Below are 24,800 nucleotides of genomic sequence, written 5' to 3'. Positions count from 1 at the left end.
AGCATGCGCTCAGCCTTGCAGCTTCTTGCGCAGCAGATCGTTGACCTGCGCCGGGTTCGCCTTGCCCTTGGTCGCCTTCATCGCCTGACCGACCAAGGCATTGAACGCCTTTTCCTTGCCAGCGCGGAACTCTTCGACCGACTTCGCATTGGCCGCGAGTACCTCGTCGATGATCGCGTCCAAGGCGCCGGTATCGGAAATCTGCTTCAGGCCTTTCTCGTCGATGATGCGATCCGCCGCCTGTTCGTCGGTTGCGCGCGACTCCCACATCAACAGGAAGACTTCCTTCGCTAGCTTGTTCGACAACGTACCGTCGGCAATCCGCGCGATCAGCAGCGCGAACTGCCCCGGCGTCAGCGGCGCCTGCGCCACATCCAGGCCGTCGCGATTCAGTTGCGACGCCAACTCACCGACGACCCAGTTCGCCGCGGTTTTGGCCTGTGCCTCGCCGGCCTTTGCGACGATCGCCTCATAGTAGGCGGCCAATGCGCGCGACACGGTCAGTGTGATCGCGTCTTGCTTCGACAGGCCGTACTGCGTGATGAAGCGCGTCTGCATCGCTTCCGGCAACTCCGGCAACTCGCCACGCACGCGCTCGACCCAGGCCGACTCGATGACCAGCGGCATCAGATCCGGATCCGGGAAGTAGCGATAATCCTGCGCGTCTTCCTTGCTGCGCATCGACCGCGTCTCGCGACGATCCGGATCGTAGAGGCGCGTTTCCTGCACGACGGTACCGCCGTCCTCGATCAGCTCGACCTGGCGCGTGATTTCGTATTCGATCGCCTCTTCCAGGAAGCGGAACGAATTCAGGTTCTTGATCTCGGCACGGGTGCCGAATTCCTTTTGCCCAACGGGACGCACGGACACGTTTGCATCGCAGCGGAACGAGCCTTCCTGCATATTGCCGTCGCAGACGCCCAGCCAGACCACCAGCGTGTGCAGCGCCTTGGCGTAGGCGACCGCCTCGGCCGAACTCCGCATCACCGGCTCGGTGACGATTTCCAGCAGCGGCGTGCCGGCACGGTTCAGATCGATACCGGTCATCCCGGCAAAGTCTTCATGCAGGCTCTTGCCCGCGTCTTCTTCCAGATGCGCGCGGGTCAGCTCGACCGTCTTCTCGTACGGGGCGGCGTCCTTCGCCGCGCCCGGCACCAGCACCGTCAGGCTCCCGCCCACCACCACCGGAATCTCGAACTGGCTGATCTGATAGCCCTTCGGCAAGTCCGGATAGAAGTAGTTCTTTCGCGCGAAAATGCTGCGCGGCGACACGGTGGCACCAATCGCCAGACCGAAGCGGATGGCGCGCTCGACAGCGCCGCGGTTCGGCACCGGCAAGGTGCCGGGCAAGGCGAGGTCCACCGGCGCGGCCTGCGTGTTCGGCGCGGCGCCGAACGACGTCGGCGCGCCGGAGAAGATCTTCGACGCAGTCGACAACTGCGCGTGGGTTTCCAAGCCGATGACGACTTCCCAGCCCGGATGTTTTTGATGGGCCATGTTCTTATACTCCCGCCGGCGCGCGCAGATGCCAATCGGTGGCGCGCTGGAACGCGTGCGCCACCTGGAGCATCCGCGCTTCGTCAAAATAGTTTCCGATGATCTGCAGCCCCACCGGCAGACCGCCCGCACCGAAACCGGCCGGCACGCTCATGCCCGGCAAGCCCGCCAGGCTCGTCGACAAGGTGTAGACGTCCGCCAGATACATCGCCAAGGGATCGTCGGTCTTCTCGCCCAGCTTCCAGGCGACGCTGGGCGATACCGGCCCCATGATCACATCGCATTGCGTGAAGGCCTGCTGGAAGTCCTGCGCGATGATGCGGCGAATCTTCTGCGCCTGCAGATAGTAAGCATCGTAATAGCCATGCGACAGCACATAGGCGCCCGTCAAAATACGACGCTGCACTTCGTCGCCGAACCCTTCGGTACGCGACTTTTTGTACATGTCGGCGAGGTCCTTGTACGTGGCCGCGCGATGCCCGTAACGCACGCCGTCGAAACGCGACAGGTTCGACGAGGCCTCGGCCGGCGCCAGCACGTAATAGACCGGAATCGACAACTGCGTCTTCGGCAGCGACACCTCGACCAGCGTGGCGCCGAGCTTCTTGTACTCGTCCAGCGCAGCGTCGATCGCCTGGCGCACGTCCGCATGCAGGCCGTCACCGAAGTATTCGGTCGGCAGGCCAATCCGCAAACCGGCAAGCGGCGCGCCGCGCGCCGCATCCGACGCACTTGCCGATGCGTTCCACGGCTTGCCGAGATGGGCGGTGAAGTCCTCGGCATCGCGCTCGAGACTGGTCGCGTCACGCGGATCGGCGCCGGCCATGACGTTCAGCAGCAGAGCGCAGTCTTCCGCCGAGCGTGCCATCGGACCCGCCTGATCCAGCGACGACGCGAACGCGATCATGCCGTAACGCGACACGCGGCCGTAGGTCGGCTTGATGCCGGTGATGCCGGTCAAGGCCGCCGGTTGGCGAATCGAGCCGCCCGTGTCCGTCCCAGTAGCCGCAGGCGCCAGACGCGCCGCCACCGCCACCGCGGAGCCACCGGACGATCCGCCCGGCACCGTCTGCGTGTCCCAGGGATTGCGCGCCGGGCCGAAGAACGAATTCTCGTTCGACGATCCCATCGCGAATTCGTCCATATTCGTCTTGCCCAGACAGACCGCGCCGGCCTCGGCCAAACGCGCGACGACCGTCGCATCGAACGGGCTGCGGTACGTTTCCAGCATTCGCGAACCGGCCGTCGACGGCCATTCGCGCGTCACGAACACGTCCTTGTGCGCGAGCGGGATGCCCAGCAGCGCCGCGCCGCTCGAATTGCCCTCGCCATTCGCCAGACGCGCATCGGCCGCGCGTGCGGCCGCCAGCGTTGCCTCGCGATCGACGCTGATGAAGGCATTCAATGCCGCCGCCGCCTCGATACGCGTCAGATGAAGCTCCGCCAATTCCACGGCGGAGGTGTCGCGCGCATCCAGTGCGGCGCGTAATTCGGTCAGGCTTTTGTCATGCATCTCAGGGAGTTTCCCGAATAATTCGCTCGATCGGATCTCAAACAGCCTTTTGTCCGCCATCGGGACAAGGCCGGCGGGGGCCTGTGCCGCGTGAACCGTTTACTCGATCACGCGGGGCACCAGATACAGCCCGTCCTCGGTCTTCGGCGCCGAGCGCTGATTCGCCTCGCGGTCGATGGTTTCGCTGGCGGCATCGTCGCGCAGGCGCAGCGCGATGTCCTGGATCGCTTCGATCGGGTGCGCGAGCGGTGCCACGCCGGTCGTATCCACCGCCTGCATCTGCTCGACCAGGGCGAAGAATTCGTTCAGCTGCGCCACCATCCGCTCACGCGCATCGGGAGCCAGTTCGAGCCGCGCAAGGTGCTCGATCCGTTGTACATCGGTCAGGGTCAGGGACATTCGCTAGGAGCGGTTGCAAAAACACGGAAAAAGGGCGAAAAAGGCGCAAAAACGCGGCATGCCGCGTAGCGCAGCCATCGCGCGGAAGCGCCGAATCCGCGAGAATCGGCACGAAACCTGCACTGCATCCAGCCGACATCGACGCCGCTCGGAAAGGGACATCAGGCGACGCTGTCCGGTCGGCACCGGATTTTCGGACGATCGGCCGAAAATCCGCGCTAAAACAAAGGACTGAACACGTCTTCGGTCACGTTTGGTAACACCGTTTTTGGTGCAGGCACCCGCGAATTATAAGGTATCATTACGCCTCAGCCCAATCTGGGTTGATCGTCCGCCGTCGCGCTGCCGGCCGCTTGGCCTTTGAGTTAGGCATGCCTACGCATGCGGCATGGTAATCGAGGCAGAGGTGGCCTGGCTGAGGCCAATGCCTGAGCCAAGACCAACGCCGCGGCCGACCAAAGCAAATTCCTCCAGGCAGCTTCGCGCGCGGAAATTTGCGTGCCGCCTTGTCGTTTCGGCATTCGAAACCGGGCGGCCGCGTGCTTGGCTGTTATTTTTTCGCTGCCCCGGCTGCCCGCCGCGTGGCGCTAAGCGACAGGATCCTGAATGTTCGGTTTTTTCCGCAGCTACTTTTCCAACGATCTCGCCATCGATCTGGGTACGGCCAATACGCTGATTTACATGCGCGGCAAAGGCATCGTTCTCGATGAGCCGTCCGTCGTCGCCATCCGCACCGAAGGCGGTCCGAATGGCAAGAAGACGATCCAGGCGGTCGGCAAGGAAGCCAAGCAAATGCTTGGCAAGGTGCCGGGCAATATCGAGGCGATTCGCCCGATGAAAGACGGCGTCATCGCCGATTTCACCGTCACGGAGCAGATGATCAAGCAGTTCATCAAGATGGCACATCAGTCGCGGATGCTGCGACCGTCGCCGGCGATGATTGTCTGCGTTCCGTGCGGCTCCACGCAGGTGGAGCGTCGTGCGATCAAGGAAGCCGCGCATGGCGCTGGCGCCTCGCAGGTGTACCTGATCGAGGAACCGATGGCCGCTGCGATCGGCGCCGGTCTGCCGGTCTCCGAAGCCACCGGCTCGATGGTCGTCGACATCGGCGGCGGCACGACCGAAGTGGGCGTGATCTCGCTGGGCGGCATCGTCTACAAGGGCTCGGTTCGCGTCGGTGGCGACAAGTTCGACGAGGCGATCGTCAATTACATCCGTCGCAACTACGGCATGTTGATCGGCGAACAGACCGCTGAAGCGATCAAGAAGGAAATCGGCTCGGCTTTCCCGGGTTCCGAAGTCAAGGAAATGGAAGTCAAGGGGCGTAATCTGTCGGAAGGGATTCCGCGCAGCTTCACGATCTCGAGCAACGAAATCCTTGAAGCGCTGACGGATCCGCTGAACCAGATCGTCTCGTCAGTGAAGATCGCGCTGGAACAGACACCGCCGGAACTGGGTGCCGACATCGCCGAACGCGGCATGATGCTGACCGGCGGCGGCGCCCTGTTGCGCGATCTGGACCGTCTGCTTGCCGAGGAAACCGGCCTGCCGGTTCTGGTTGCCGAAGATCCGCTGACCTGCGTGGTGCGCGGCTCCGGCATGGCGCTCGAGCGTGTGGACAAGGTCCGCAGCATTTTCTCCTACGAGTAAGCCTCACGGCGGCGCGGCGCTGCCCGCCCGGCAGCGTAGCCCTTTCGCATTTTTCTAGGCCGGGACGCCGTTTATGGATCACAGTCCACCGCCGCTCTTCAGGCAAGGCCCTTCCGCGCTGGTTCGCCTCATCGTCTGCGTGGCGATGTGCATCGGCCTGCTGGTCACCGATGCGCACTTCCACACGCTGACGCTGTTCCGCCAAGTCATCGCGACCGCCTTGTATCCGCTGCAACGCGCCGCGTTGGCGCCGCGCGACATGCTGACCGATGCGCTATCATTTGCCGTGTCAAATGAGTCCTTGCGCGCCCAGGTTTCGCAACTGCAGGCGCGCAATCTGCAATTGGGTCTGGCGGCGTCGCGCGCGGCCGAAATGCAGGTGGAAAACTCGCATCTGCGCAGCCTGCTGCAATTAGCGCAGCGGGCGCCCATCGCGCCGATTCCGGCGGAAATCCAATACGACACCCGAGACCCGTTCTCGCAGAAGGTCATCATCGATCATGGCCTGCAGGCCGGTGTCGAGAACGGTGCGCCGGTGATCACCGAAGACGGCTTGATGGGACAGGTCACGCGGATCTTCCCGCTGCAATCGGAAGTCACGCTGCTGACCGACCGCGACCAGGCCGTGCCGGTGCAGATCGTTCGCACCGGTGTGCGCAGCGTGGTCTATGGCAGCGCCGACACCGGCCTGCTCGATATGCGCTTCGTACCCTCGGGCGCCGACGTGAAGGTGGGCGACGAGCTGGTCACCAGCGGACTCGACGGACTGTATCCGCCGGGCTTGCCGGTCGCGCGGATCGTGCGCGTGGAAAAGCAGTCTGATTCGGCATTCGCGAAAGTCATGGCGGCGCCGATTGCGAAGATCCGCGGCGTGCGGCAGCTGTTGGTGTTGCATTATCGCGAGGCGCTGCCGCCCAATCCGGTGGAAGCGGAAAAGGCCGAGCAGGCGAAGAATGGGAAGGGCGCGAAGAAAGGCAAGGGCGCCGGCAACGTCAAAGCGGCAGCCGATGCGACAAGCGGCGCCTCCGGCGCCACCGCCGCGAGCGGTGCATCGGAAGCCGCCGCGGCGATGACGCCGGCGGAGGCGACTGCCGCCGCGCTGGCCGCGTCCGGGCGCCCGGCCAGCACGGTCGGTGCCTCCGAGGCGGCAGCGGGATCGAAGGACACCGCAAAAACGGCCGCCGCCGGCAAGACGAACCGTAGACGATGAATCCTCCGCAATACATTCTGCAGCCGGTCCGCCCCTGGTTCATCGTTGTCAGTCTGGTGGTCTCGCTGTTCCTGAACATGATGCCCTGGGGACGCCTGCCGGGCGTCCCCGACTTCCTCGCGCTGACGCTGCTGTACTGGAACATCCGCGCGCCGCGCCGCGTGGGGATCGGCTCGGCTTTCCTGCTCGGCATTCTGATGGATGTCAACGACGCGGGTCTGGTCGGCGAGCATGCCCTGGCCTACACGGTGATGTCCTATACCGCGATCATCCTGCATCGCCGGATTCTGGCTTATCCGTTGTGGTCCCAGACTATTTATATCCTGCCGCTGCTGCTGGGCGTCGAGTTGCTGCCCTTCATCGCCCGCTGGGTGGTGACCGGCGACCTCCCGGCCTGGGGCTATTTGAGCAACGGCCTGGTGGGCGCGCTGATCTGGCCGATCGTGAGCATCCTGTTGATCGCGCCGCAAAAGCGCGCGGTCGATCCGGACGACACCCGGCCGATCTGACGGAATAGCGGGATGACCGACTTTCATAACGCCGAAACCGAAGCCCGACGTTTCCGCCTGCGCATCTTTGCCGCGGCGGCCTTCGTGCTGATCTGTTTCGGCCTGCTCGCCAGCCGTTTCTTCTATCTGCAGGTGATGCGCTATCCGCATTACGCGCTGCAGGCGCGGGAGAACCGGATCTCGGTCGCGCCGATCGTGCCGAATCGCGGCATCATCACCGATCGTAACGGCGTGATCCTGGCGCGCAACTATTCCGCCTATACGCTCGAAATCACCGCCTCGAAACTCGACCGCCCGCTGCCCGAGGTCATCGACGAACTCGCCGCATTCGAGCCGATCGATGCGCGTGCGCGGCGACGCTTCCGCAAGCTGCAGGAAGACTCGAAGAATTTCGAGAGCCTGCCGATCCTGTCGCGCCTCAGCGACGACGACGTCGCGCGCTTCGTCGCCCAGCGCTACCGCTTCCCCGGCGTGGAAGTGCGCGCGCGGCTATTCCGGCAATATCCGCTTGGTCCCACGGCGGCACACGTGATCGGTTATATCGGCCGGATCTCGCAACGCGATCAGGAACGGATCGAACAGCGCAGCGAGGAAAACGACAGCGATCCCGATCACTACGATTCGCGTCTGGACGCGAACAACTATCGCGGCACCGACTATATCGGCAAGATCGGCGTCGAACAGAGTTACGAGACGCAGCTGCATGGCACCACCGGCTTCGAGGAAGTCGAGGTGACCGCCGGCGGCCGGCCGGTGCGCACGCTGTCGCGCACGCCGGCCAAGCCGGGCGACAATCTCGTGTTGTCGCTCGATATCGGCTTGCAGCAAGTGGCCGAGCAGGCCTTCGCGGGACGGCGCGGCGCGCTGGTGGCGATCGAGCCGAAGACCGGCGATATCCTGGCCTTCGTGTCCGCGCCCAGTTTCGATCCGAATCTGTTTGTCGACGGCATCGACCAGCAAAACTGGGACGAGCTGAACAACTCGCCGGACCATCCTCTGCTGGATCGCCCCTTGCGCGGGACCTATCCGCCCGGCTCGACATACAAGCCCTTCATGGCGCTGGCGGCGCTCGCGCTGCACAAGCGCACGCCTGACTGGGGCTTCCAGGATCCCGGCTTCTATATGCTGGGCGGCCATAAGTTTCGTAACGACGTGATCACGGGCCAGGGCTGGGTGAATCTGCGCCGCGCGCTGGTGGTGTCGAACGACACCTACTTCTTCATGCTGGCCCATGATCTTGGCGTCAATGCGATCGCCAATTTCATGCGGCCGTGGGGCTTCGGCCAGAAGACCGGCATCGATATCCAGGGCGAGGCCACCGGCGTGCTGCCGTCCACCGACTGGAAGATGAAGGCCTATAAAAAGCCGGCGCAGCAACGCTGGTATGACGGCGAGACGGTGAGTCTGGGCATCGGCCAGGGCTATAACTCGTACACGATCCTGCAGATCGCGCATGCCGTCTCGACGCTGGCGAACAACGGCGTGCTGATGAAGCCACACCTGGTCAAGGAGATCGAAGATCCGATCACGCACCAGGTGACGCTGACGGTCCCGACATCGAGCGGCAAGATCGATCTGCCGCAATCGGACTTCGACATCGTCAAGAGCGCGCTGGAAGGCGTCGTAACAGAGGGCACCGCCAAAGACGTGTTCAAGGGCGCGCCCTACACCGCGGCGGCAAAGACCGGCACGGCGCAGGTGTTCACCGTGGCGCAGGATTCGAAGTACAAGGCGCATATGATCCCGGAACGGCTGCGCGACCACGCGCTGTTCGTCGCCTATGCGCCAGCCAAAAATCCGCAGATCGCCCTTGCGCTGATCGTCGAGAACGGCGGCTGGGGCGCGCAAACCGCCGGGCCGGTTGCCCGCAAGGTGCTGGACTACTATATGGTTGATCGCTTCAAGCCGGGCGCCGAAGCGGCCGCGGTGATCGCGGCGGCTTCCGCGACGGTCGGCGGGACCACGCCAGTGATCGGCGGCCAGGAAGAATCGCCGGCCGCGGCCGCCTTGCCGGCATCGCTGGCGGCGACGTCGGCGGCGTTCAACCTTAACGCGGCATCGGATGCCGCGGCGCTGTCCGCCGCGTCCGCAGCCGGCGAACATGGCGCCGCCCAGCGACCGAACGAACCGCCGCCGGCGCCGCCGAAGCCGGCGGAACAGAAACCCGAAGGCGTTGCCGACTGAGCAATGTCACGGCGAGGCTTGCGCCTTGCCCACCGTGAGGATTCCGCGCATGTCCCCCGAAGTCCGCGCCTGGTTTGAACGCGGTTGGCGTTCCCTGATGGCTTTCGACAAGCCGTTGGCGCTATTCGTCTTCCTGCTCGTCTGCACCGGCCTGGTGACCTTGTACAGCGCCAGCATCGACGTGCCGTCGCGCGTCACCGATCAGGTGCGCAACGTCCTGCTGACCTTCATCCTGATGTGGGCGATCGCACACGTGCCGCCGCAGACGATGATGCGCTTCGCCGTGCCGCTGTATTCGTTCGGCGTCGCCCTGCTGGTCGCCGTCGCCTTGTTCGGCCTGACGCGTAAAGGCGCGCGACGCTGGCTCAATGTCGGCGTGGTGATTCAGCCGTCGGAATTGATGAAAATCGGCATGCCGCTGATGCTGGCCTGGTACTACCAGTTACGTGAAGGCGCAATCCGCTGGTGGGATCATGGCGTCGCCTTGATCTTGCTGGCGTTGCCGGTCGCGCTGATTGCGAAACAGCCGGATCTGGGAACGGCTATGCTGGTGTTCGCCGCCGGCCTTTTCGTTATCTATTTCGCGGGCTTGAGCTGGAAGCTGATTCTGCCGGTGATGCTGGTGGGCGTGATCGCCATCGGCGCCGTGCTGGTCAACGAGGAGCGCATCTGCCAGCCGGGCGTGAACTGGCCGATGATGCACGACTATCAGAAGCACCGCGTCTGCACGCTGCTGGACCCTACCTCCGATCCGCTCGGACGGGGCTTCCATACGATTCAGGCGGTGATTGCCATCGGCTCCGGCGGTCCCCGTGGCGAGGGCTGGCTCAAGGGCACGCAGGCGCACCTGGAGTTCATTCCGGAAAAGCACACCGACTTCATCTTCGCCGTCTATTCCGAAGAATTCGGCTTGCTGGGCGGCATCTTGCTGCTGACGATGTACACGCTGCTGATCGTGCGCAGCTTGATCGTCGCCTCGCGTGGGGCAACGATGTTCGGGCGTCTGCTCGCCGGCGCCTTGTCGCTGACCTTCTTTACCTATGCCTTCGTCAATATCGGCATGGTCAGCGGCATCCTGCCAGTGGTCGGCGTGCCGCTGCCCTTCATGAGTTACGGCGGGACGGCATTGGTCACGCTGGGGATTGCCGTCGGCATGGTGATGAGCGTGGCAAACCAGCGGAAAAATATCCGGCGCTAAGACGGCACCCTGCGTGCCGGCAAAGCATCCTGGCGCGCCGCCGCTCGGCCTCAGTCGGCGCCAGCCGACCCCTTACCTGGCTCGATGCGGATGTGATGCCCGACCCGCGTATGGTTGGCGGGGGTGTGCTCCTTGTGCTTGATATCGCTCTCGACCGGATCGGTATCGGAATCGTCGCCGGCGGTCTCGTATAAGCCCGCCTGCTCGACAAACCCCACATCCACGACGCGACTGCCAGGCTCCGCCAGCACTTGAGGGCGCGCACCGTATGGCCGGCTATCGATACCCGCCAGCCCGGACGGCGGCGTCACCACCGCGTTCGACAACGTCGCATTCGAAACCACTTCGTTGTCGTTCAATCGATCGAGGCCGCCGCCCGCGCCGGGCGCTGCGCCCTCAGCCTGGCGACGCGCGTCGCGGGCCTTGCCATCGGTATCGACGGTGCTGTCGCTGCCGACATCGTTATCCACATCGACGCCGCGCGGCGTCAGATCCTCCGGGAGCGCCCCCGGCACGCGCGACGGATTGGGCTCGGCGGGGCGCATCAGCTGCTCCGTGGCGAGCCTTTCCCCGCCGTTTTCTCTTCATCGTGACGTGGCTTGCCCTTCTCCTCGCCACCACTGCCGATCTTGGTCACTCCGCCCGTCGAGGGGGCATCGCTGGCCGGGAAGGTCTCTTCCAGGTCCTTATCCAGACGATGGTCCGCATCCAAGCGGTCGCGGTCCGGGTTCTCGTGCTTGTGCGGGTCTGGGGTATGGCTGGTAGCGCGCAGAGACGGTGTCGTATTGCGAGCGTCGGCCTGCTTCGTCGATTGCGTCGTCGAGTAGGTCATGATTGCCTCCTTGGGTTAGCACAAGATAGCAAGCACGGCGCATGCCCGAGACCGATGGAATCGCCGCGAACGCGGCGGCGCCCCATCGCCGGGATCCGGGCCCGTCAGCGACGGCGATCCGAAAACACGCAATGGAACCGGTTTTTTGTCGGTATTGCGTCGTCGATGTCGCGGAAAAGCGGTTTAGCCTTCGAGCGACGGACCGGCATCGGCCCAGCAGTTTGGCGTTTCATAGAGGCGCACGCGGATCAGACGCAGCGCGCGACCGTAGTGGCCGTCGTACACGGGCGCGAGCGTTTCGTACGCCCACTGCGCCAGATTTTCCACCGTCGGAATCCGGTCGATCACCACCGTTTTATGCCCTGGCAGCGTTTCGAGGAAGCGCATGACCGCTTCGTCGCCTTGATAGACGAGGAAAGCGTGGTCCCAACGGTCGACCAGATGTTCGTTTGCCAGCGACTTGACGTCGGCAAAGTCCATCACCATCCCGCATTCGGGCGATCCGGCCTCCTCGACCACGTCTCCTTGGAGCGTCAATTCGAGGACGTAACGGTGCCCGTGCAAGTTGCGGCACTGGCTGCGATGATCCGGAATGCGATGACCGGCATCGAATTCCAGACGGCGTGTAATTCGTATCACGATCTGTTTCCGTTCATGTCCTGGGCAAAGAGCGCTCAGGCGATATTCAAGTATTTGTGCGTTTGCATCGACAGCCACCATTTCGGATGTCGCTTGCACCAATCGATGGCCAGGCGCGTATTGATATCGCGCGACGGACCATCCATCGGTTGGACAAGGAAATAGCGGAAGTCCAGCGTGGCGTAGTAGTCGAGCGCTTGATTCTGCTGCGGGATCACGACCTTCAGCTCGTCGCCGCGCGTAACGACCAAGGTCGATCCCATCTTCGGGCTGACGCAGACCCAATCGATCCCCTCCGGCACCGGCAGCGTGCCATTGGTTTCGATCGCGATCGTGAATCCGGCCTCATGCAAGGCCGCGATCAGCGGCGCGTCCAGTTGCAGCAGCGGCTCACCGCCCGTGCAGACGATGAAACGGTGCGCCGCATCGTCGGGCCAGAGACTGAGCACCTGCGCCACCAGCTCGGCCGGCGTCCGGTACTTGCCACCGTTCTCGCCATCGGTGCCGACGAAATCGGTATCGCAAAACTGGCAGACCGCATCGGCGCGATCGGCTTCGCGACCGGTCCATAGATTGCAGCCGGAAAAACGGCAGAACACCGCGGGACGGCCGGCGTTCGCGCCCTCGCCCTGCAAGGTGTAGAAAATCTCTTTGACCGAATACGTCATTTTTTGGCCTCTGTTACGGCCGATGCCTGCGGTGCCGACGGATCCTGCGATTCGCCCCGATACGCGGCATACCCATTCGCGCGCAGATGGCAGGCCGGGCATGCGCCGCAGCCATAGCCCCAGGGATGGAAATGCGTCCGATCGCCGACGTAGCAGGTATGCGTATGATCGCGCACCAGATCGACCAGGGTCGCGCCGCCCATTTGCTCCGCCAGCCCCCATGTAGCTGCCTTATCGAGCCACATCAGCGGCGTTTGCAGCACCATCCGGCGGTCCATGCCCAGATTCAAGGCCACTTGCAGCGCCTTCAAGGTGTCGTCGCGACAGTCCGGATAGCCCGAATAATCGGTCTCGCACATGCCGCCCACCAGCACGCGCAGCCCGCGCCGATAAGCGACGGTCGCCGCCACGGTCAGGAACAGCAGATTGCGCCCCGGGACGAAGGTGTTTGGCAAACCGTCGTCGCGCATGGCGATCTCGATCTCGCGCGTCATCGCGGTGTCGCTGATCTGTCCGAGCAGCGACAGATCGATCATGTGGTCGGCGCCCAGGCGGCCGGACCACGCGGCGAACGGCGCGTCGGCGCCCAAGGCGTCTTGGGCGAGCGCGCCGTCCGCGACATCGGACAGGGCGGCGTCCGCGCGATCTTCCCGCACCCCCGCCGCGAGCAATTGCGCGCGAAACGCGTCGCGGCAGGTCAGCTCGATCTTATGGCGTTGACCATAGTCGAAGCCGATCGTCTCGACCCGCGCGAATCGCTGCAACGCCCACGCCAGACACGTGGCCGAGTCCTGGCCGCCCGAAAACAGCACCAGGGCGCCTTCGCCGACAAGGCCGTCGGTGCCGCGGACGGGGCGCGTGGCCGACGTAGGCGCAGCGGACGGGCGCGGGGCGGGAGCAGTCTCGGTGTTCGGCATGGGTATCGGTGTGCGTGCAGTCCAGGACCCGATCCGCCGCGGCGGAAAATCAGCAAACGCAGGCAGAGGCAGGCGAAAACGGGCCCGGCAATGTCGCCGCGAATCGACGGGCGATACGGGACGTTCGAGAGGCGTGGAGCGGGAAGCGAACCCATAATTATAGGGAAATCCTGGCTGATTTCAAATGTTTAGCGCGCGATGGCGGACGGATGGCCGCGCCGCTGCGGTAAAATGCCGACACAACGCTCCGGACACGGCGCGGGAATGCGGCTGATCACCCGTGCACGACCTGACGTTGCGCTGTATCGCTTCTTGCATCGTCCCTCTTCCCGATAAGGCTGGTCCCATGCCCGATACGTCAGTCCCCTCCCCCTCCTCCCCCGTCGTCGCCAGGCAATCCGACCCGGCAAACGCGCGCGCCCCGTCGCCGGCGCCTCGCCTGAAGTGCGTGCTGCTGACGAACGACGACGGCATCGACGCGCCGGGCCTGGAAGTCATGGCCGAGATCGCCGCGCAAATCGCCGAAGAAGTCTGGATCGTGGCGCCGGAGACGGATCAGAGCGGCACCTCCCATTCGGTCAGTCTGCACGGACCGCTACGCGCCATCCCACGCGGCGAACGGCGCTTCGGCGTGACGGGCACGCCAGGGGATTGCGTCGTCATGGCGCAGGCGCTGATGGGCGATGCCACACCGGACCTGGTGCTATCGGGCGTCAATCGCGGCGGCAATCTGGGCGTGGAGACGGTGTTTTCCGGGACCGTCGGCGCGGCGATGACGGCGACGCTGCTGGGCCAGCGCGCCATCGCCATGAGCCAGACCTATCGGCAACCGAACCCGCTGAATTGGGAAACGGCGCGGCAATTGGGCGCCGATGTCGTCCGTCGACTGCTGGCCTCGCCGGTGCAGCCGGGCGTCTGTCTGAACGTCAATTTTCCTGCCGTGCCGCCGGAACAGGCGAAGGGCATTCGTCTAACGCGCCAGGGCGCCGGCCTGGTGCGCAGCATGGAAGTGGACGCGAAGCAGGATCCGCGCGGCGTGCCGTATTACTGGCTGCGCTTCCGCCGCGACGGCGCGGACGCGATTCCCGATAGCGAGACGGCGGCCGTGCTCGACGGCTATGTCTCGGTCACGCCGCTGCGCTTCGAACGCACCGATAGCGCGGCGCTCGATCAACTGCGCCATGCGTTTGCCGAAGGGCAGACGTCCGGTTTCAACGATAACGCCTCGGTACCGCAATGAGCCTCTCTCAGCACGCTTCCCTCGATCACGCCGACACGGCAATGTCGGCCGCGGTTGGCACCGGCGAGATCGCCGACCGCGCAAAGCAGATCCTGCGCGATCTGATCGCGTTTCCCACCGTCAGCCGACAGCCGAATCTCGATCTGATCGAGTACATCCGCTCCTATCTCGACGATCACGGCATCGTCAGTCGCCTCGTGCATCACGCCGACGGGACGCGTGCGAATCTGTACGCGACGATCGGCCCGAGCGACCGCGGCGGCATCTGCCTCTCCGGGCACGCCGATGTCGTCCCGGTGACGGGTCAGCCCTGGACCAGCGATCCTTTCAAGATGGTCGAACGCGATGGCTTGCTGGTGGGGCGTGGCACCGCCGACATGAAGGGTTATATCGCCTGCGTGCTGGCCTGCGTGCCCTTCTTCAAACGCACGCTGAAAGCGATCCCGCTGCATATCGCCGTCAGCTATGACGAGGAGATCGGCTGCGTCGGCATCCGCGATCTGCTCGCGCAATTGGCCGAGGACGACGCGAAACCGATCGGCTGCGTCATCGGCGAACCCACCAGCATGCAAGTGGCAATGGCGCATAAAGGCAAGCACAGCTATCGCTGCGGCGTGCGCGGACTCGCCGGCCATTCGTCCCAGCCCGAGAAGGGCGTCAACGCCATCGAATACGCGGCGGAGCTGGTCGCGCATCTGCGCGGCATCGGCAGCGGCATCCGGCGCGACGGTCCGTTCGACGACGCCTTCTCGCCGCCCTATTCGACGATCCAGACTGGCACGATCCGCGGCGGCGTGGCGGTCAACGTCGTGCCGGATCAATGCGACTTCGATTTCGAGATTCGTTATCTGCCGCAGGATAGTGCCGATACGCACGTCGCCGCCTTGAAAGCCTACGCACTGAAGCAGGTGCTCGCCGAGATGCAGGCGACCTACGATGGCGCCGATATCGCCTTCACGCAGATGTCGGCCTACCCCGGCCTGCGCAACGACGACGATGCGCCTGCGCGACACCTGAAGACATTGTGTTCGCACGCATTGGGTTTGGCGGACCTGGCCGATCACACGGTCGCGTTCGGCACCGAGGGCGGGCTGTACCAGGAGATCGGCGTGCCGACGCTGATTTGCGGCCCCGGCTCGATCGACCAGGCCCACAAGGCCGACGAGTTCATCGCGGTCTCGCAATTGGAAGCCTGTTGCCTGTTTCTGCAACGGCTGGCAAGCGGGCTGGCGCAGGACTGACGGTGTGCTACATTGGAAGGATAAGGCTTTAAACATGCCGCATCCTCCGTCGCGCCAAGGTGAGGCGGTGCATACCGTACCGCCCTGCCCCTCTTGCCTGCCCACGACTCTCGAGACATGCTAGACGCGATAAATCAGCGCCTGTTCGACCTGTATTCCCGCGAGCCTCGCGCGTTTTGCCTGTACGCGCTGGTGGCCGGTACCAGCGTGCAGGAAGTGACCGGCAGCGTGCCGGCACATGATGCGGGGAGCGTCGCCTTATTTGATCGCACGGTCGATACGACGATCGCCGATGCCGGTCCTTGGCTGCTGAAGATCGATCAGGTGTCGGCCCCCAATCTGGCGCTGTTGCAGCAACTGGGCGAGACGGCCATCGGCATGGTCTGGCTGATCAGCGTCCGCGCATTCGACGACTTGCTGGAAGACCTGACCTCGCGCCTCGACGTCGCGCTGCCGGACGGCTCCATTTCCCTTTTGCGATACTACGATCCCACCTGCTTGCTGGATCTGGCGAAGTCCTTGCTGCCGAACCAACGCGCGGAGTTCTTCGCGCCGGCGCATGAATGGCTGGTCTACCGCGATGGCGCACTGACCGTGGTGCATGCCGTGGAAACGCCGCCCACCGATCACAGCTGAGAGGCTCGGACGATGTCGACGGCTCAGCCCCCTCAGCCGCCCTCGGCGCGCGTTGCCGGCGCGACGACCGTCAACACGCCGGCGTCCGCGGCCAGCGCGCAGACGGTGCCGCTGCTGCTCTGGTCGTCCGAGCGCGATAACGCCCCGCCGCGCGCGCCGCGACCGATTCCGCCGCTGTTCTGGACCTATTGGGACGACGCAGCATTGCCGCTCGTCGTGCGTGCTTGCTTGACCAGCTGGCGCGACCATCACCCCGAGGCACGAATCACCGTCCTGCGCCCGGATGCCTTGCCTGCCGACATGGCGTCACCGCCGCCGGGCTTTGCGCGATGGACGCCGCAAGTGCAGTCCGACTGGGTAAGGCTGGCGGTGCTGGCGCGCTTTGGCGGCGTCTGGATGGATGCGAGCACCGTGCTACACGCGCCCCTGCACTTCATCGACGTGCTGGCCGCACGGCATCAGCCTGATCTGATCGGTTATTACAATCGGGAGCGTACGCAGGATGCGGCGTTTCCGATGCTGGAAAACTGGTTTCTCGCCGCGCCTCGCGAGAGCGCTTTCATCCGGCACTGGTTCGCCACCTTCGATCGAATACTGCAGGCGGAAGGTCAGGCTGACGTGGCCGCGCTGGTATCGGACGACCTGCCGTTGAACGCGCTATTGCAAGGTTTCAGTTACGCGGCGGACTACTTCGCCTGCCATGCTGCAGCGCAATATGCGTTACGCCAGGCGGTGGGCCACGCCGATGTCGATGTCGCGGCCGACGCGAATACCCACGCCGACCATCGCGCCGATTATCGCCTGGCGCTGATGCCGGCGGAACTCGATGCTTTCCTGGAGGCGCATTCGCGAGGCTGGGCGCCGGAACGCGTCAGCGCCTGGCTTTGCGAGACGACGGAGGGACGTCAGCCCGTCGCCGCGCGCCTGACGAAGCTGATCGGGCTGTTATGGCGTCCGTTGGAGGCACGTTTGCAACGCGGCGAGGTGCATCCGGCCTCCATCATCGGTCAGTTGTTGCGATGACCCACCGCCGCGCGCATTGCCCAGTACACTTGATAAGTCGACGCACTCGTCGCTCAGGCGCCTTGCCTGAAATACTATTCACATAAATGACAGACGCAATCGATTTCGAGGCGCGACGCCTTGCCGCTCTCGCACGCTACGACGTGTTGGACACCCCACGCGAACAGGCCTTCGACGAAATCGCGAGCGTCGCCGCGGCGATCTGCCGGACCCCGATGGCCGTGGTGAACTTCATCGCCGACGGGCGCCAATTCTTCAAGGCGGAAGTCGGACTCGGAGTCCGCAGCACGCCCCTCGAAAGTTCCTTCTGCGCCAAAGCACTGCTCGAAGAGGACTTCCTGACCGTCTCCGACGCCACGCAGGATCCGCGCTTCGACTGCAATCCGCTGGTGATCGGCGACCCGCACCTGCGCTTCTACGCCGGCGCGCTGCTGAAAACTCCCGATGGCCTGCCGATCGGCACGCTCTGTGTACTCGATCAGACACCGCACACGCTCGACGCGGTCCAGGAGCAAGCACTGCGCACGCTGGCGCGACAGACCATGGCGGCGCTTGAGCTGCGTCGCGCGGCCTTGTCGGCAACAGTCGAACAGGCACGGCACCGTGCGATCGTCGACAGTGCCAGCGACTACGCGATCATCGTCACCGACATCGCGGGGCGGATCACCGACTGGAGCGCCGGCGCGACATCGGTCTTCGACTGGAGCGAGGACGAGATGATCGGCGCGCCGCTCGCGACGATTTTCACAGAGGAGGACCGGGCATCGGGCGCGCCGGAGCGCGAGATGGCTGAGGCGATCGGCTCGGGACATAGCAAGGGCGAGCGTTGGCATATCAAGCGCGGCGGCGATCGATTCTGGGCCAGCGGTGAGATCTCGCCGCTGCGCGACAGCGCCGGACAGCATCGCGGCTATGTCAAAGTGCTGCGCGACCGGACCACCGAACATACCGCGGCACGCGCGCTCGACGTCGCCGAAACGCGCTACCGGACGCTGTTCGATTCGATCGACGAAGGCTTCTGCATCATCGAGTTCTTCGACGGCCCGCATGGCCCGCTGACCGACTACAAGCATATCGAAGTCAATGCCGGCTATGAGCGGCATACCGGTCTGGGCGGCGTGCTCGGCAAGACCTTGCGGCAGATCGATCCCGTCGAAGCCGACCGATGGATCGAGCTCTACGGCAGCGTCCTGCACACCGGTCGCCCGATCCGTTTCGAGCGGTACTTCAAAACGGCCGGACGGCATATCGAGGTCTCCGCCGTGCGCGTCGAGCCGCAAAGCGCGCGGCAAGTATCGGTGCTGTTCCGCGACATCTCGGCGCGCAAGGCCTCGGAGGAAGCGCTGCGGGCCAGCGAGGCGATTGCCCGCGAGAATATCGAACGGGTCAAGCTGGCGCTCTCCGCCGGCGCGATCATCGGCACCTGGTTCTGGGATCTCCCGAACGATCGCTTCAGCGTGGACGAAGCGTTCGCCCATGCTTTCGGCTTGGACCCCGCCCTTGGTCGCACTGGACTCAGCCAGGCGCAGATCACCGCGAGAGTACACCCTGACGACATCGATGGCCTGGAAAAAGCGATCGAAAAGGCGATCCGCCAGGGTGGCCCGTATGCGCATCAATATCGCGTCAAACGGCGCGACGACGAGCAATATCACTGGATCGAAGCCAATGGCCGCGTCGATCATGGTCCCGACGGGACACCGTTGCGCTTCCCCGGCGTCTTGCTCGATGTTGGCGAAAGACGTGCCGTGGAGGAGGAGCGCGATCGCGCCGCCGCCTCGTTGCGCGCGTTGAATGAAACGCTGGAGCAGCGTGTGGCCGAGCGCACGGCCGAGCTGATGCACGCGGAAGAACAACTGCGGCAGTCGCAGAAAATGGAAGCTGTCGGGCATTTGACCGGCGGCCTCGCGCACGACTTCAACAATCTGCTTGCAGGCATTTCGGGCTCCTTGCAGATGCTGCAGATCCGCTTGAGCCAGGGTCGCGTCGCCGACGTCGACAAATACGTCGTCGCGGCACAGGGCGCGGTACGACGCGCGGCGGCTTTGACACATCGGCTGCTGGCCTTCTCGCGCCGGCAGACACTCGACCCGAGGCCGACCGACGTCAACGCGCTGGTCAACGGCATGACCGATCTGATTCAACGGACGGTCGGGCCCGGCATCGCCATCGAAGCCGTGGGCGCCACCGCCCTGTGGCCGGCGCTGGTCGATGCCGGTCAGCTTGAAAACGCGCTGCTGAACCTCTGCATCAATGCACGCGATGCCATGCCGAACGGCGGGCGGATCACGATCGAGACCGCCAATAAATGGCTCGATCGCAACGCGGCACAGACGCACGACATGCCCGAAGGCCAGTACCTGTCACTCTGCGTGACCGATACCGGCACCGGCATGACGCCCGATGTCATGGCCAAGGCCTTCGACCCCTTCTTCACGACCAAACCGATCGGCCAGGGCACCGGCCTGGGCTTGTCGATGATCTATGGATTCGCGAAACAGTCTGGCGGCCAGGTACGGATCTATTCGGAAGTCGGCCAGGGCACGACCGTCTGCATCTATCTGCCGCGACTGTACGGCGACGTCGTGGAAGATGCCGTCGTCTCGACGGACGAGCCGATCGAAGGCGCGGAAGCGGGCGAGACGGTGTTGATCGTCGACGATGAGCCGAGCATCCGCATGTTGATCACCGATGTCCTCGACGATCTGGGCTATACGGTGATCGAAGCGGCAGACAGCGCGTCCGGGCTGAAGCTGCTGCAATCGAATGTTCGCATCGATCTTCTGGTCAGCGATGTCGGTCTGCCGGGCGGTATGAACGGCCGTCAGATGGCCGACGCGGGACGCCAGACGCGGCCCGACCTGCAAGTGTTGTTCATTACCGGGTATGCGGAGAACTCGGTGATCGGCAACGGCCACCTCGAGCCGGGCATGCAAGTCATGACCAAACCGTTCACCGTCGAAGCCCTGGCCGCGCGCATCCGCGAAATGGTGGGAACGAGCGCGAAGGGCTGAGCCTGCACAGATTGCACCGCCAAAACAAAAACGGCGGCTCCGAAAGGAGTCGCCGTTTTGTCTTTTGCCCGTTAAAAGCAGCATCAGAAATTCTGTGGTGGCCTGGGGCGGAATCGAACCACCGACACGCGGATTTTCAATCCGCTGCTCTACCAACTGAGCTACCAGGCCACGAGAGAAAAGATTATATGCGCAACACTGAGAATCGTCAAGGACTTTCGACGGACTATTTCACTTAGCGGCGGCCGACGTGCTTTACGTCGGGTCTGCCACCAAAGAACGGTCGGCTCAGTCCTGGTTGCCGCTCTTGTTGCGCGACAGGTCCACGCCGAGATGGCGCATCTTGCGATACAAGTGCGTGCGTTCCAGCCCGGTCTTTTCCGCCACGCGCGTCATGCTGCCGTTTTCGCGCGCCAGATGATATTCGAAATACGCCCGTTCGAACGCGTCGCGCGCCTCACGTAGCGGAATATCGAATGTCATCGCCGCCAGCCGCGTCTGCTGCGGCGTCAGCGGCTCGCCGTGCAACAGCGGTGCGCCCGCCGAGATGCCGTTACCGCCAACAGGCGCCGGTGCCGCGCTACCCGACAGCGTATGGCTCGCGCCATTGCTCGACAACGAAGACGTTGCCGGCGTTGGCGCCGCGGGCGCATAAGACGGCGTCGCCGCGGCAAAGGACGGTACAGCGGGCGCCGCCGCAGGGGCCGCAACCGGCGCGGGCGCCGGCGCTGCACCACGGGCCAAGCCCTGCTCCACCGCCTTCAGCAGCTTCTGCAGCGCGATCGGCTTTTCGAGGAAGTTCAGCGCACCAATCTTCGTCGCTTCCACCGCCGTATCGATCGTTGCATGACCAGACATCATGATGACCGGCATCGTCAACTGCCCTTGCGCCGCCCACTCTTTCAGCAACGTCACGCCGTCCGTATCGGGCATCCAGATGTCCAGCAGCACGAGGTCCGGCGCAGACTTTTGCCGATACAAACGTGCTTGCTGTGCATTCTCGGCTTGCTCCACCGCATGACCTTCGTCACCGAGAATCTCCGAGAGCAACTCCCGGATACCCATTTCGTCATCCACTACCAGAATGGTTGCCATTTACCCTACCTTTGTATGCGCAATTGCTTTCGCCTGCGATGCATGCCCATCCTCACTACCTTGCTGCCCATGATGCTTGGGGTCAGTCGCGGCATCCTCCAGTTGCAGGAACAGGATCGACACCTGAGCACCTGCCACACCGTCTTGCCCCATCCGACCGCGATTGCGAATATCGATACGGCCGCCATGCTCGTCGACGATCTTCTTGACCATCGCCAGGCCCAGACCCGTGCCCTTCGCCTTCGTCGTGACATACGGTTCGAACGCACGGGTCAGAATACGGGCGGGAAAACCGGGGCCGTTATCCGAGACTGCAAGTCGTACGGCCATCCTGCGTTTGCCATCCTCGTCCGCATCACCATATTCTACCGGTCGCGTCTCGATCGTGACTTGCGGTCGCGTCACATCGGCCACCGCATCCTGCGCGTTCTGCAATAGATTATGAATCACTTGCCGAAGCTGCGTTGCATCGCCCTTTATAGCAGGCAACTGCTCCAAAGACACGGCGATCGTTCCTTTGCCGTCATCGACGCCATATAGCGTCATTACTTCGGCAACCAGATCGTTCAATTGAAGCGGTTGCAACACTGCCGGTGGCGTACGGGCGTATTCCCGGAAGTCGTCCACCATCCGCTTCATCGCGGCGACCTGATTCACGATCGTCGTGGCACCGCGCTTCAGGACATCGGCATCGGCCTGCTCCAGCTTCGGCGACAGCTTCATCTGCAAGCGCTCGGCCGACAATTGAATAGGGGTCAGCGGATTCTTGATCTCATGCGCCAGACGCCGGGCGACCTCACCCCATGCCACCGAACGCTGCGCCGAGATGACATCGGAGATATCGTCGAACACGACGACATAGCCGGCGGTCGCCGCATTGCCCAGTGCGCTCAATAGCCGCGTACCGCGGACCAGCAGCGTCAACGGCTCGCTCTCGCCGGCGACCGGTATCGCGAACTGCTGCTGCCAGTGTCCGACCGGCCCGCGCGGGTCCATGCCGACGCGTGGTCGATCCGTTCCGGCGGCCATCGATAACGCCGCGGCCGTCGCGTCCGGGGTCAGGCCGTCGACTTCACCTGCCTGCAGATGCGGCGCATCGGCATCGCGCATTGCCGTATCGCCATCGTGTCCATGGTGTCCGTCGTCGCGCTCGACCGCGACGCGATCGGCCGCTTCACGATCGGCAAACGCCTTGCGCACCATGATGCCGAAATCGGAGAGACCTTCGATCTCGAATAGTGTCTTGCGCAGTTGTTCCTGGAACGGCTTACGGAAGATCCGATCCGCCCCGGGGTTCGCCGTCGTCAAGCGGAACTGCCAATCGAATACGAACACGCCCGCGGTCAAATTGGCCAGGATACTTTCGAGATAGGCCTTCGACTCTTCCAACGCGAGACGATTGGCTTCCACGGCGCCCTGCGCCTCGGACAGCTGTCGCGTCATTGCATTGAACATCTGCGTGAGGAAGCCCAGCTCATCGTTCGATTTGATCTCGCGTTTGGGCGTGTAGTCGCCGCGCGCCACTTCCTCGGTTCCCCGGGCGAGCAGGAACAGCGGGCGCGCCAGCTGATTCCCCAATACCAGCGCCAACATGATGCCGATGAAGGTGGCGAGGAACAGCGCCAAGGTCAGCGTTCCGATATACATCTTGCGCAGCCCGGTACGGCCCAGCGCTTTTTCCTGATATTCGCGGTAGGCCCGCTGCACCGCTTCGGCATTGCGCGCCAGAGAGGGAGAGACCGGTTGGATCAATTGCAGATAGCGTTCGTCGCCTTGCGCCTGATGCTGGTAATACGGGATGCGCATCAGTACGCGCATCCGCAGCACGCCCTTCTCGCTCACGGCATCGATATCGCCTTCGGTCGCGGCGTAGACCTTGCCGCTGGCCACCACCGCCAGCATCTGTTGGTTCGGAAGTTCATCGACGCGCGGCGGCTGGATGGTCTGGTTCGCTTCGGCCAGAATCCGCAGATTGGGCTGCTGCGTGTAATGCAGGGAGAGCGGCTGCGACAACTGCAGCTGCTGCGTAAGCATCGGCGTCGACGTCGACATCGGCACGCTGCGGGAGATCACCTGCGCCTGCTGGATCGCGAACTGATCGCGCAGGCGCAGCAGCGTCAGCGTCGTATTCGATTCACCGGCCGATGCCAACTGATCCGCCATCGTGCGACCCTTCGCCTGAAGGTCGCTGAGGGAGTTGTCCAACATCCCGCGTCCCAGGGCGAGGCCGGAATCCAGCGCCGTCTCGACGTTGACGTCGAACCAGGATTCGATACTGCGCGACGCGAATTGCAACGACACCAGATAGATGATTCCGCCCGGAAGCACCCCGACCAAGGCGAAAAAGATCGCGATCTTCGCCAAAAGCCGGGTGCCGAACTTGCCTTGCCGCAGACGCACGACGATCAGGCCGACCAGCGCCGCCGTCACGACGAGGAACACGAAAGCGACCGCGACGTTGGCCGTGTAGAGCCAGGAATAGTAGCGATCGAAAAATTCGGTGTTCGCGCTCGCCAGCGCCAGCAGCACGAGCAGCAACGTGGCCGTCAACGCAACCGTCGTGACCAGGACCCGGACCAGCACCGCACGGAGATCGACGCTACTTTTCATGGTCGGCCGTACTGAAATCGAAGCGTGACCAGTCCGAGGACAGGTTCCAGTCGCTGTTGTTCACCGCGTCGATCTGGAAAGGCTTCGGCATCTGCGAGATATCCAGTTCCATCTTGACCGCGGCGACGTAATGCTCGCCCGGCGAGATAGCCCGTGGGTCGATTACACGCCAGGCAACCACATGCTTGATAACGGAGAGCGCCTGGTCCAAGGTCGGCAGCGACAGGTACAGGCTGCCGCCGGTGGTGGAGACCCGGTATTCGCGCGTCAGCGGTTGGAACGACAGTCGCACGGTCTGCGTGACGTTGATCGCTTGATCGTCGAACCAATACCAGCGCGGGCGCGTCAACGTGAACTCGGTACGGAAATACAGCGGAATGCCCTTGCTGACCGCATCCGACAGGCTATTGTTCAACGTGAAATCGAAGCGCGCATCGAGGTTCCAGCCATCGGTCGCCTCGGCTTGCAGCGAGGCGCGCTGGACGGAGATGCCGGCCGCATGCGCCGATGCCGGCACGACCACGGTGAAACCGAGCACCCATACCATCGACGCGGACGCGAGAAACGGCACGGCGCGACCCAGCCAGCGCCGACGCGCGAACGACATCGCCACCGGGTCCGGACGTGACGATGCCGGCGCCGTTGTCGGCACCGAAGCGCCGGATTGCGCGGTAGGCGAGCGCGCGGGCAGTGCCGCGAGGGCAGCCCAAGCGCCGCGCGCTTGA

21 protein-coding genes, 1 tRNA gene and 1 pseudogene are annotated in these 24,800 nt (G+C 64.0%); 11 read left to right on the top strand and 12 right to left on the bottom strand.

Annotation, left to right across the window (positions count from 1 at the left end):
* Nucleotides 1-9: 9 nt before the first annotated feature.
* The 3 genes from gatB to gatC form a co-directional block, all read right to left on the bottom strand.
* Nucleotides 10-1,497, bottom strand: coding sequence for an Asp-tRNA(Asn)/Glu-tRNA(Gln) amidotransferase subunit GatB (gatB, locus tag ABEG21_RS01745; RefSeq protein ID WP_347555572.1), 1,488 nt, complete (start codon nt 1,495-1,497; stop codon nt 10-12).
* A 4-nt stretch (nt 1,498-1,501) separates the two neighbouring features.
* Nucleotides 1,502-3,010: an Asp-tRNA(Asn)/Glu-tRNA(Gln) amidotransferase subunit GatA gene (gatA, locus tag ABEG21_RS01740; RefSeq protein WP_347555571.1), complete on the bottom strand. Its 1,509-nt coding sequence runs from the start codon at nt 3,008-3,010 to the stop codon at nt 1,502-1,504.
* A gap of 99 nt (nt 3,011-3,109) precedes the next feature.
* Nucleotides 3,110-3,409 (bottom strand): Asp-tRNA(Asn)/Glu-tRNA(Gln) amidotransferase subunit GatC, encoded by a 300-nt coding sequence (gene gatC, locus ABEG21_RS01735; protein WP_347555570.1) that lies wholly within the window; start codon nt 3,407-3,409, stop codon nt 3,110-3,112.
* Between the two features lie 606 nt (nt 3,410-4,015).
* On the opposite strand from gatC, the gene ABEG21_RS01730 reads away from it, so the two are divergent.
* From ABEG21_RS01730 to rodA, 5 genes are all read left to right on the top strand, one after another.
* Entirely contained in the window at nt 4,016-5,059 is a 1,044-nt protein-coding gene (locus tag ABEG21_RS01730) for a rod shape-determining protein (RefSeq protein ID WP_024903450.1), read from the top strand.
* A 73-nt stretch (nt 5,060-5,132) separates the two neighbouring features.
* On the top strand, nt 5,133-6,269 hold the full coding sequence (gene mreC / locus ABEG21_RS01725; RefSeq protein ID WP_347555569.1) for a rod shape-determining protein MreC: 1,137 nt from the start codon (nt 5,133-5,135) through the stop codon (nt 6,267-6,269).
* Nucleotides 6,266-6,778 carry a rod shape-determining protein MreD gene (gene mreD / locus ABEG21_RS01720; RefSeq protein WP_347555568.1) on the top strand — a complete coding sequence of 171 codons (513 nt, stop codon included), beginning with the start codon at nt 6,266-6,268 and terminating at the stop codon, nt 6,776-6,778. The genes mreC and mreD overlap by 4 nt, the downstream gene beginning before the upstream one ends.
* Before the next feature lie 12 nt (nt 6,779-6,790).
* Nucleotides 6,791-8,962: a penicillin-binding protein 2 gene (mrdA, locus tag ABEG21_RS01715; protein WP_347555567.1), complete on the top strand. Its 2,172-nt coding sequence runs from the start codon at nt 6,791-6,793 to the stop codon at nt 8,960-8,962.
* 49 nt (nt 8,963-9,011) lie between these two features.
* On the top strand, nt 9,012-10,160 hold the full coding sequence (gene rodA / locus ABEG21_RS01710) for a rod shape-determining protein RodA (protein WP_347555566.1): 1,149 nt from the start codon (nt 9,012-9,014) through the stop codon (nt 10,158-10,160).
* A gap of 50 nt (nt 10,161-10,210) precedes the next feature.
* Here the strand turns inward: rodA and ABEG21_RS01705 are convergent, their stop codons facing one another.
* The 5 genes from ABEG21_RS01705 to ABEG21_RS01685 all read right to left on the bottom strand — a co-directional run bounded on the left by ABEG21_RS01705 (nt 10,211) and on the right by ABEG21_RS01685 (nt 13,216).
* Nucleotides 10,211-10,705 carry a DUF3005 domain-containing protein gene (locus ABEG21_RS01705; RefSeq protein WP_347555565.1) on the bottom strand — a complete coding sequence of 165 codons (495 nt, stop codon included), beginning with the start codon at nt 10,703-10,705 and terminating at the stop codon, nt 10,211-10,213.
* Nucleotides 10,705-10,992 (bottom strand): hypothetical protein, encoded by a 288-nt coding sequence (locus ABEG21_RS01700; RefSeq protein WP_347555564.1) that lies wholly within the window; start codon nt 10,990-10,992, stop codon nt 10,705-10,707. The genes ABEG21_RS01705 and ABEG21_RS01700 overlap by 1 nt, the downstream gene beginning before the upstream one ends.
* 183 nt (nt 10,993-11,175) lie before the next feature.
* Nucleotides 11,176-11,631 (bottom strand): 6-carboxytetrahydropterin synthase QueD, encoded by a 456-nt coding sequence (gene queD / locus ABEG21_RS01695; RefSeq protein WP_347555563.1) that lies wholly within the window; start codon nt 11,629-11,631, stop codon nt 11,176-11,178.
* A gap of 35 nt (nt 11,632-11,666) precedes the next feature.
* Nucleotides 11,667-12,299 (bottom strand): 7-carboxy-7-deazaguanine synthase, encoded by a 633-nt coding sequence (gene queE, locus ABEG21_RS01690; RefSeq protein WP_347555562.1) that lies wholly within the window; start codon nt 12,297-12,299, stop codon nt 11,667-11,669.
* Nucleotides 12,296-13,216: a 7-cyano-7-deazaguanine synthase gene (locus ABEG21_RS01685; protein WP_347555561.1), complete on the bottom strand. Its 921-nt coding sequence runs from the start codon at nt 13,214-13,216 to the stop codon at nt 12,296-12,298. The genes queE and ABEG21_RS01685 overlap by 4 nt, the downstream gene beginning before the upstream one ends.
* Before the next feature lie 346 nt (nt 13,217-13,562).
* Here ABEG21_RS01685 and surE point away from each other — a divergent pair, with 346 nt between their 5' ends.
* From surE to ABEG21_RS01655, 6 genes and pseudogenes are all read left to right on the top strand, one after another.
* Complete coding sequence (gene surE, locus ABEG21_RS01680) at nt 13,563-14,456, top strand: 5'/3'-nucleotidase SurE (RefSeq protein WP_347555560.1); 894 nt, start codon at nt 13,563-13,565, stop codon at nt 14,454-14,456.
* A complete protein-coding gene (gene argE / locus ABEG21_RS01675) occupies nt 14,453-15,697 on the top strand; it encodes an acetylornithine deacetylase (protein ID WP_347555559.1) in 1,245 nt (414 codons plus the stop codon). The genes surE and argE overlap by 4 nt, the downstream gene beginning before the upstream one ends.
* Before the next feature lie 117 nt (nt 15,698-15,814).
* Nucleotides 15,815-16,333, top strand: coding sequence for a DUF4123 domain-containing protein (locus ABEG21_RS01670; RefSeq protein ID WP_347555558.1), 519 nt, complete (start codon nt 15,815-15,817; stop codon nt 16,331-16,333).
* A gap of 12 nt (nt 16,334-16,345) precedes the next feature.
* Entirely contained in the window at nt 16,346-17,356 is a 1,011-nt protein-coding gene (locus tag ABEG21_RS01665) for a capsular polysaccharide synthesis protein (RefSeq protein ID WP_347555557.1), read from the top strand.
* Nucleotides 17,357-17,442: 86 nt separating this feature from the next.
* A pseudogene (locus ABEG21_RS01660) lies at nt 17,443-18,309 on the top strand (PAS domain S-box protein); the annotation flags it as partial.
* 39 nt (nt 18,310-18,348) lie between these two features.
* Nucleotides 18,349-20,370 (top strand): ATP-binding protein, encoded by a 2,022-nt coding sequence (locus ABEG21_RS01655; protein WP_347556574.1) that lies wholly within the window; start codon nt 18,349-18,351, stop codon nt 20,368-20,370.
* 95 nt (nt 20,371-20,465) lie between these two features.
* On the opposite strand, the gene ABEG21_RS01650 is transcribed toward ABEG21_RS01655, so the two are convergent.
* The 4 genes from ABEG21_RS01650 to ABEG21_RS01635 form a co-directional block, all read right to left on the bottom strand.
* A tRNA-Phe gene (locus ABEG21_RS01650) sits at nt 20,466-20,541 on the bottom strand.
* 117 nt (nt 20,542-20,658) lie between these two features.
* Complete coding sequence (locus tag ABEG21_RS01645; protein ID WP_347555556.1) at nt 20,659-21,465, bottom strand: response regulator; 807 nt, start codon at nt 21,463-21,465, stop codon at nt 20,659-20,661.
* Entirely contained in the window at nt 21,466-24,075 is a 2,610-nt protein-coding gene (locus ABEG21_RS01640; protein ID WP_347555555.1) for a PAS domain-containing sensor histidine kinase, read from the bottom strand.
* Nucleotides 24,065-24,622 carry a DUF4390 domain-containing protein gene (locus ABEG21_RS01635; protein ID WP_347556573.1) on the bottom strand — a complete coding sequence of 186 codons (558 nt, stop codon included), beginning with the start codon at nt 24,620-24,622 and terminating at the stop codon, nt 24,065-24,067. Before ABEG21_RS01635 ends, ABEG21_RS01640 begins: the two co-directional genes overlap by 11 nt.
* Nucleotides 24,623-24,800: the final 178 nt, after the last annotated feature.

Origin of the sequence: Robbsia sp. KACC 23696, from assembly GCF_039852015.1 — a bacterium.
Taxonomy (GTDB): domain Bacteria; phylum Pseudomonadota; class Gammaproteobacteria; order Burkholderiales; family Burkholderiaceae; genus Robbsia.
This window is presented reverse-complemented; position numbering and strand designations above follow the sequence as displayed.

Bases quoted from the DNA above. Each gene is read 5' to 3' on its own strand.
- gatB (WP_347555572.1), bottom strand. From the start codon at position 1,497: ATGGCCCATCAAAAACATCCGGGCTGGGAAGTCGTCATCGGCTTGGAA.
- gatA (WP_347555571.1), bottom strand. From the start codon at position 3,010: ATGCATGACAAAAGCCTGACCGAATTACGCGCCGCACTGGATGCGCGC.
- gatC (WP_347555570.1), bottom strand. From the start codon at position 3,409: ATGTCCCTGACCCTGACCGATGTACAACGGATCGAGCACCTTGCGCGG.
- ABEG21_RS01730 (WP_024903450.1), top strand. From the start codon at position 4,016: ATGTTCGGTTTTTTCCGCAGCTACTTTTCCAACGATCTCGCCATCGAT.
- mreC (WP_347555569.1), top strand. From the start codon at position 5,133: ATGGATCACAGTCCACCGCCGCTCTTCAGGCAAGGCCCTTCCGCGCTG.
- mreD (WP_347555568.1), top strand. From the start codon at position 6,266: ATGAATCCTCCGCAATACATTCTGCAGCCGGTCCGCCCCTGGTTCATC.
- mrdA (WP_347555567.1), top strand. From the start codon at position 6,791: ATGACCGACTTTCATAACGCCGAAACCGAAGCCCGACGTTTCCGCCTG.
- rodA (WP_347555566.1), top strand. From the start codon at position 9,012: ATGTCCCCCGAAGTCCGCGCCTGGTTTGAACGCGGTTGGCGTTCCCTG.
- ABEG21_RS01705 (WP_347555565.1), bottom strand. From the start codon at position 10,705: ATGCGCCCCGCCGAGCCCAATCCGTCGCGCGTGCCGGGGGCGCTCCCG.
- ABEG21_RS01700 (WP_347555564.1), bottom strand. From the start codon at position 10,992: ATGACCTACTCGACGACGCAATCGACGAAGCAGGCCGACGCTCGCAAT.
- queE (WP_347555562.1), bottom strand. From the start codon at position 12,299: ATGACGTATTCGGTCAAAGAGATTTTCTACACCTTGCAGGGCGAGGGC.
- ABEG21_RS01685 (WP_347555561.1), bottom strand. From the start codon at position 13,216: ATGCCGAACACCGAGACTGCTCCCGCCCCGCGCCCGTCCGCTGCGCCT.
- surE (WP_347555560.1), top strand. From the start codon at position 13,563: ATGCCCGATACGTCAGTCCCCTCCCCCTCCTCCCCCGTCGTCGCCAGG.
- argE (WP_347555559.1), top strand. From the start codon at position 14,453: ATGAGCCTCTCTCAGCACGCTTCCCTCGATCACGCCGACACGGCAATG.
- ABEG21_RS01670 (WP_347555558.1), top strand. From the start codon at position 15,815: ATGCTAGACGCGATAAATCAGCGCCTGTTCGACCTGTATTCCCGCGAG.
- ABEG21_RS01665 (WP_347555557.1), top strand. From the start codon at position 16,346: ATGTCGACGGCTCAGCCCCCTCAGCCGCCCTCGGCGCGCGTTGCCGGC.
- ABEG21_RS01645 (WP_347555556.1), bottom strand. From the start codon at position 21,465: ATGGCAACCATTCTGGTAGTGGATGACGAAATGGGTATCCGGGAGTTG.
- ABEG21_RS01640 (WP_347555555.1), bottom strand. From the start codon at position 24,075: ATGAAAAGTAGCGTCGATCTCCGTGCGGTGCTGGTCCGGGTCCTGGTC.
- ABEG21_RS01635 (WP_347556573.1), bottom strand. From the start codon at position 24,622: ATGGTATGGGTGCTCGGTTTCACCGTGGTCGTGCCGGCATCGGCGCAT.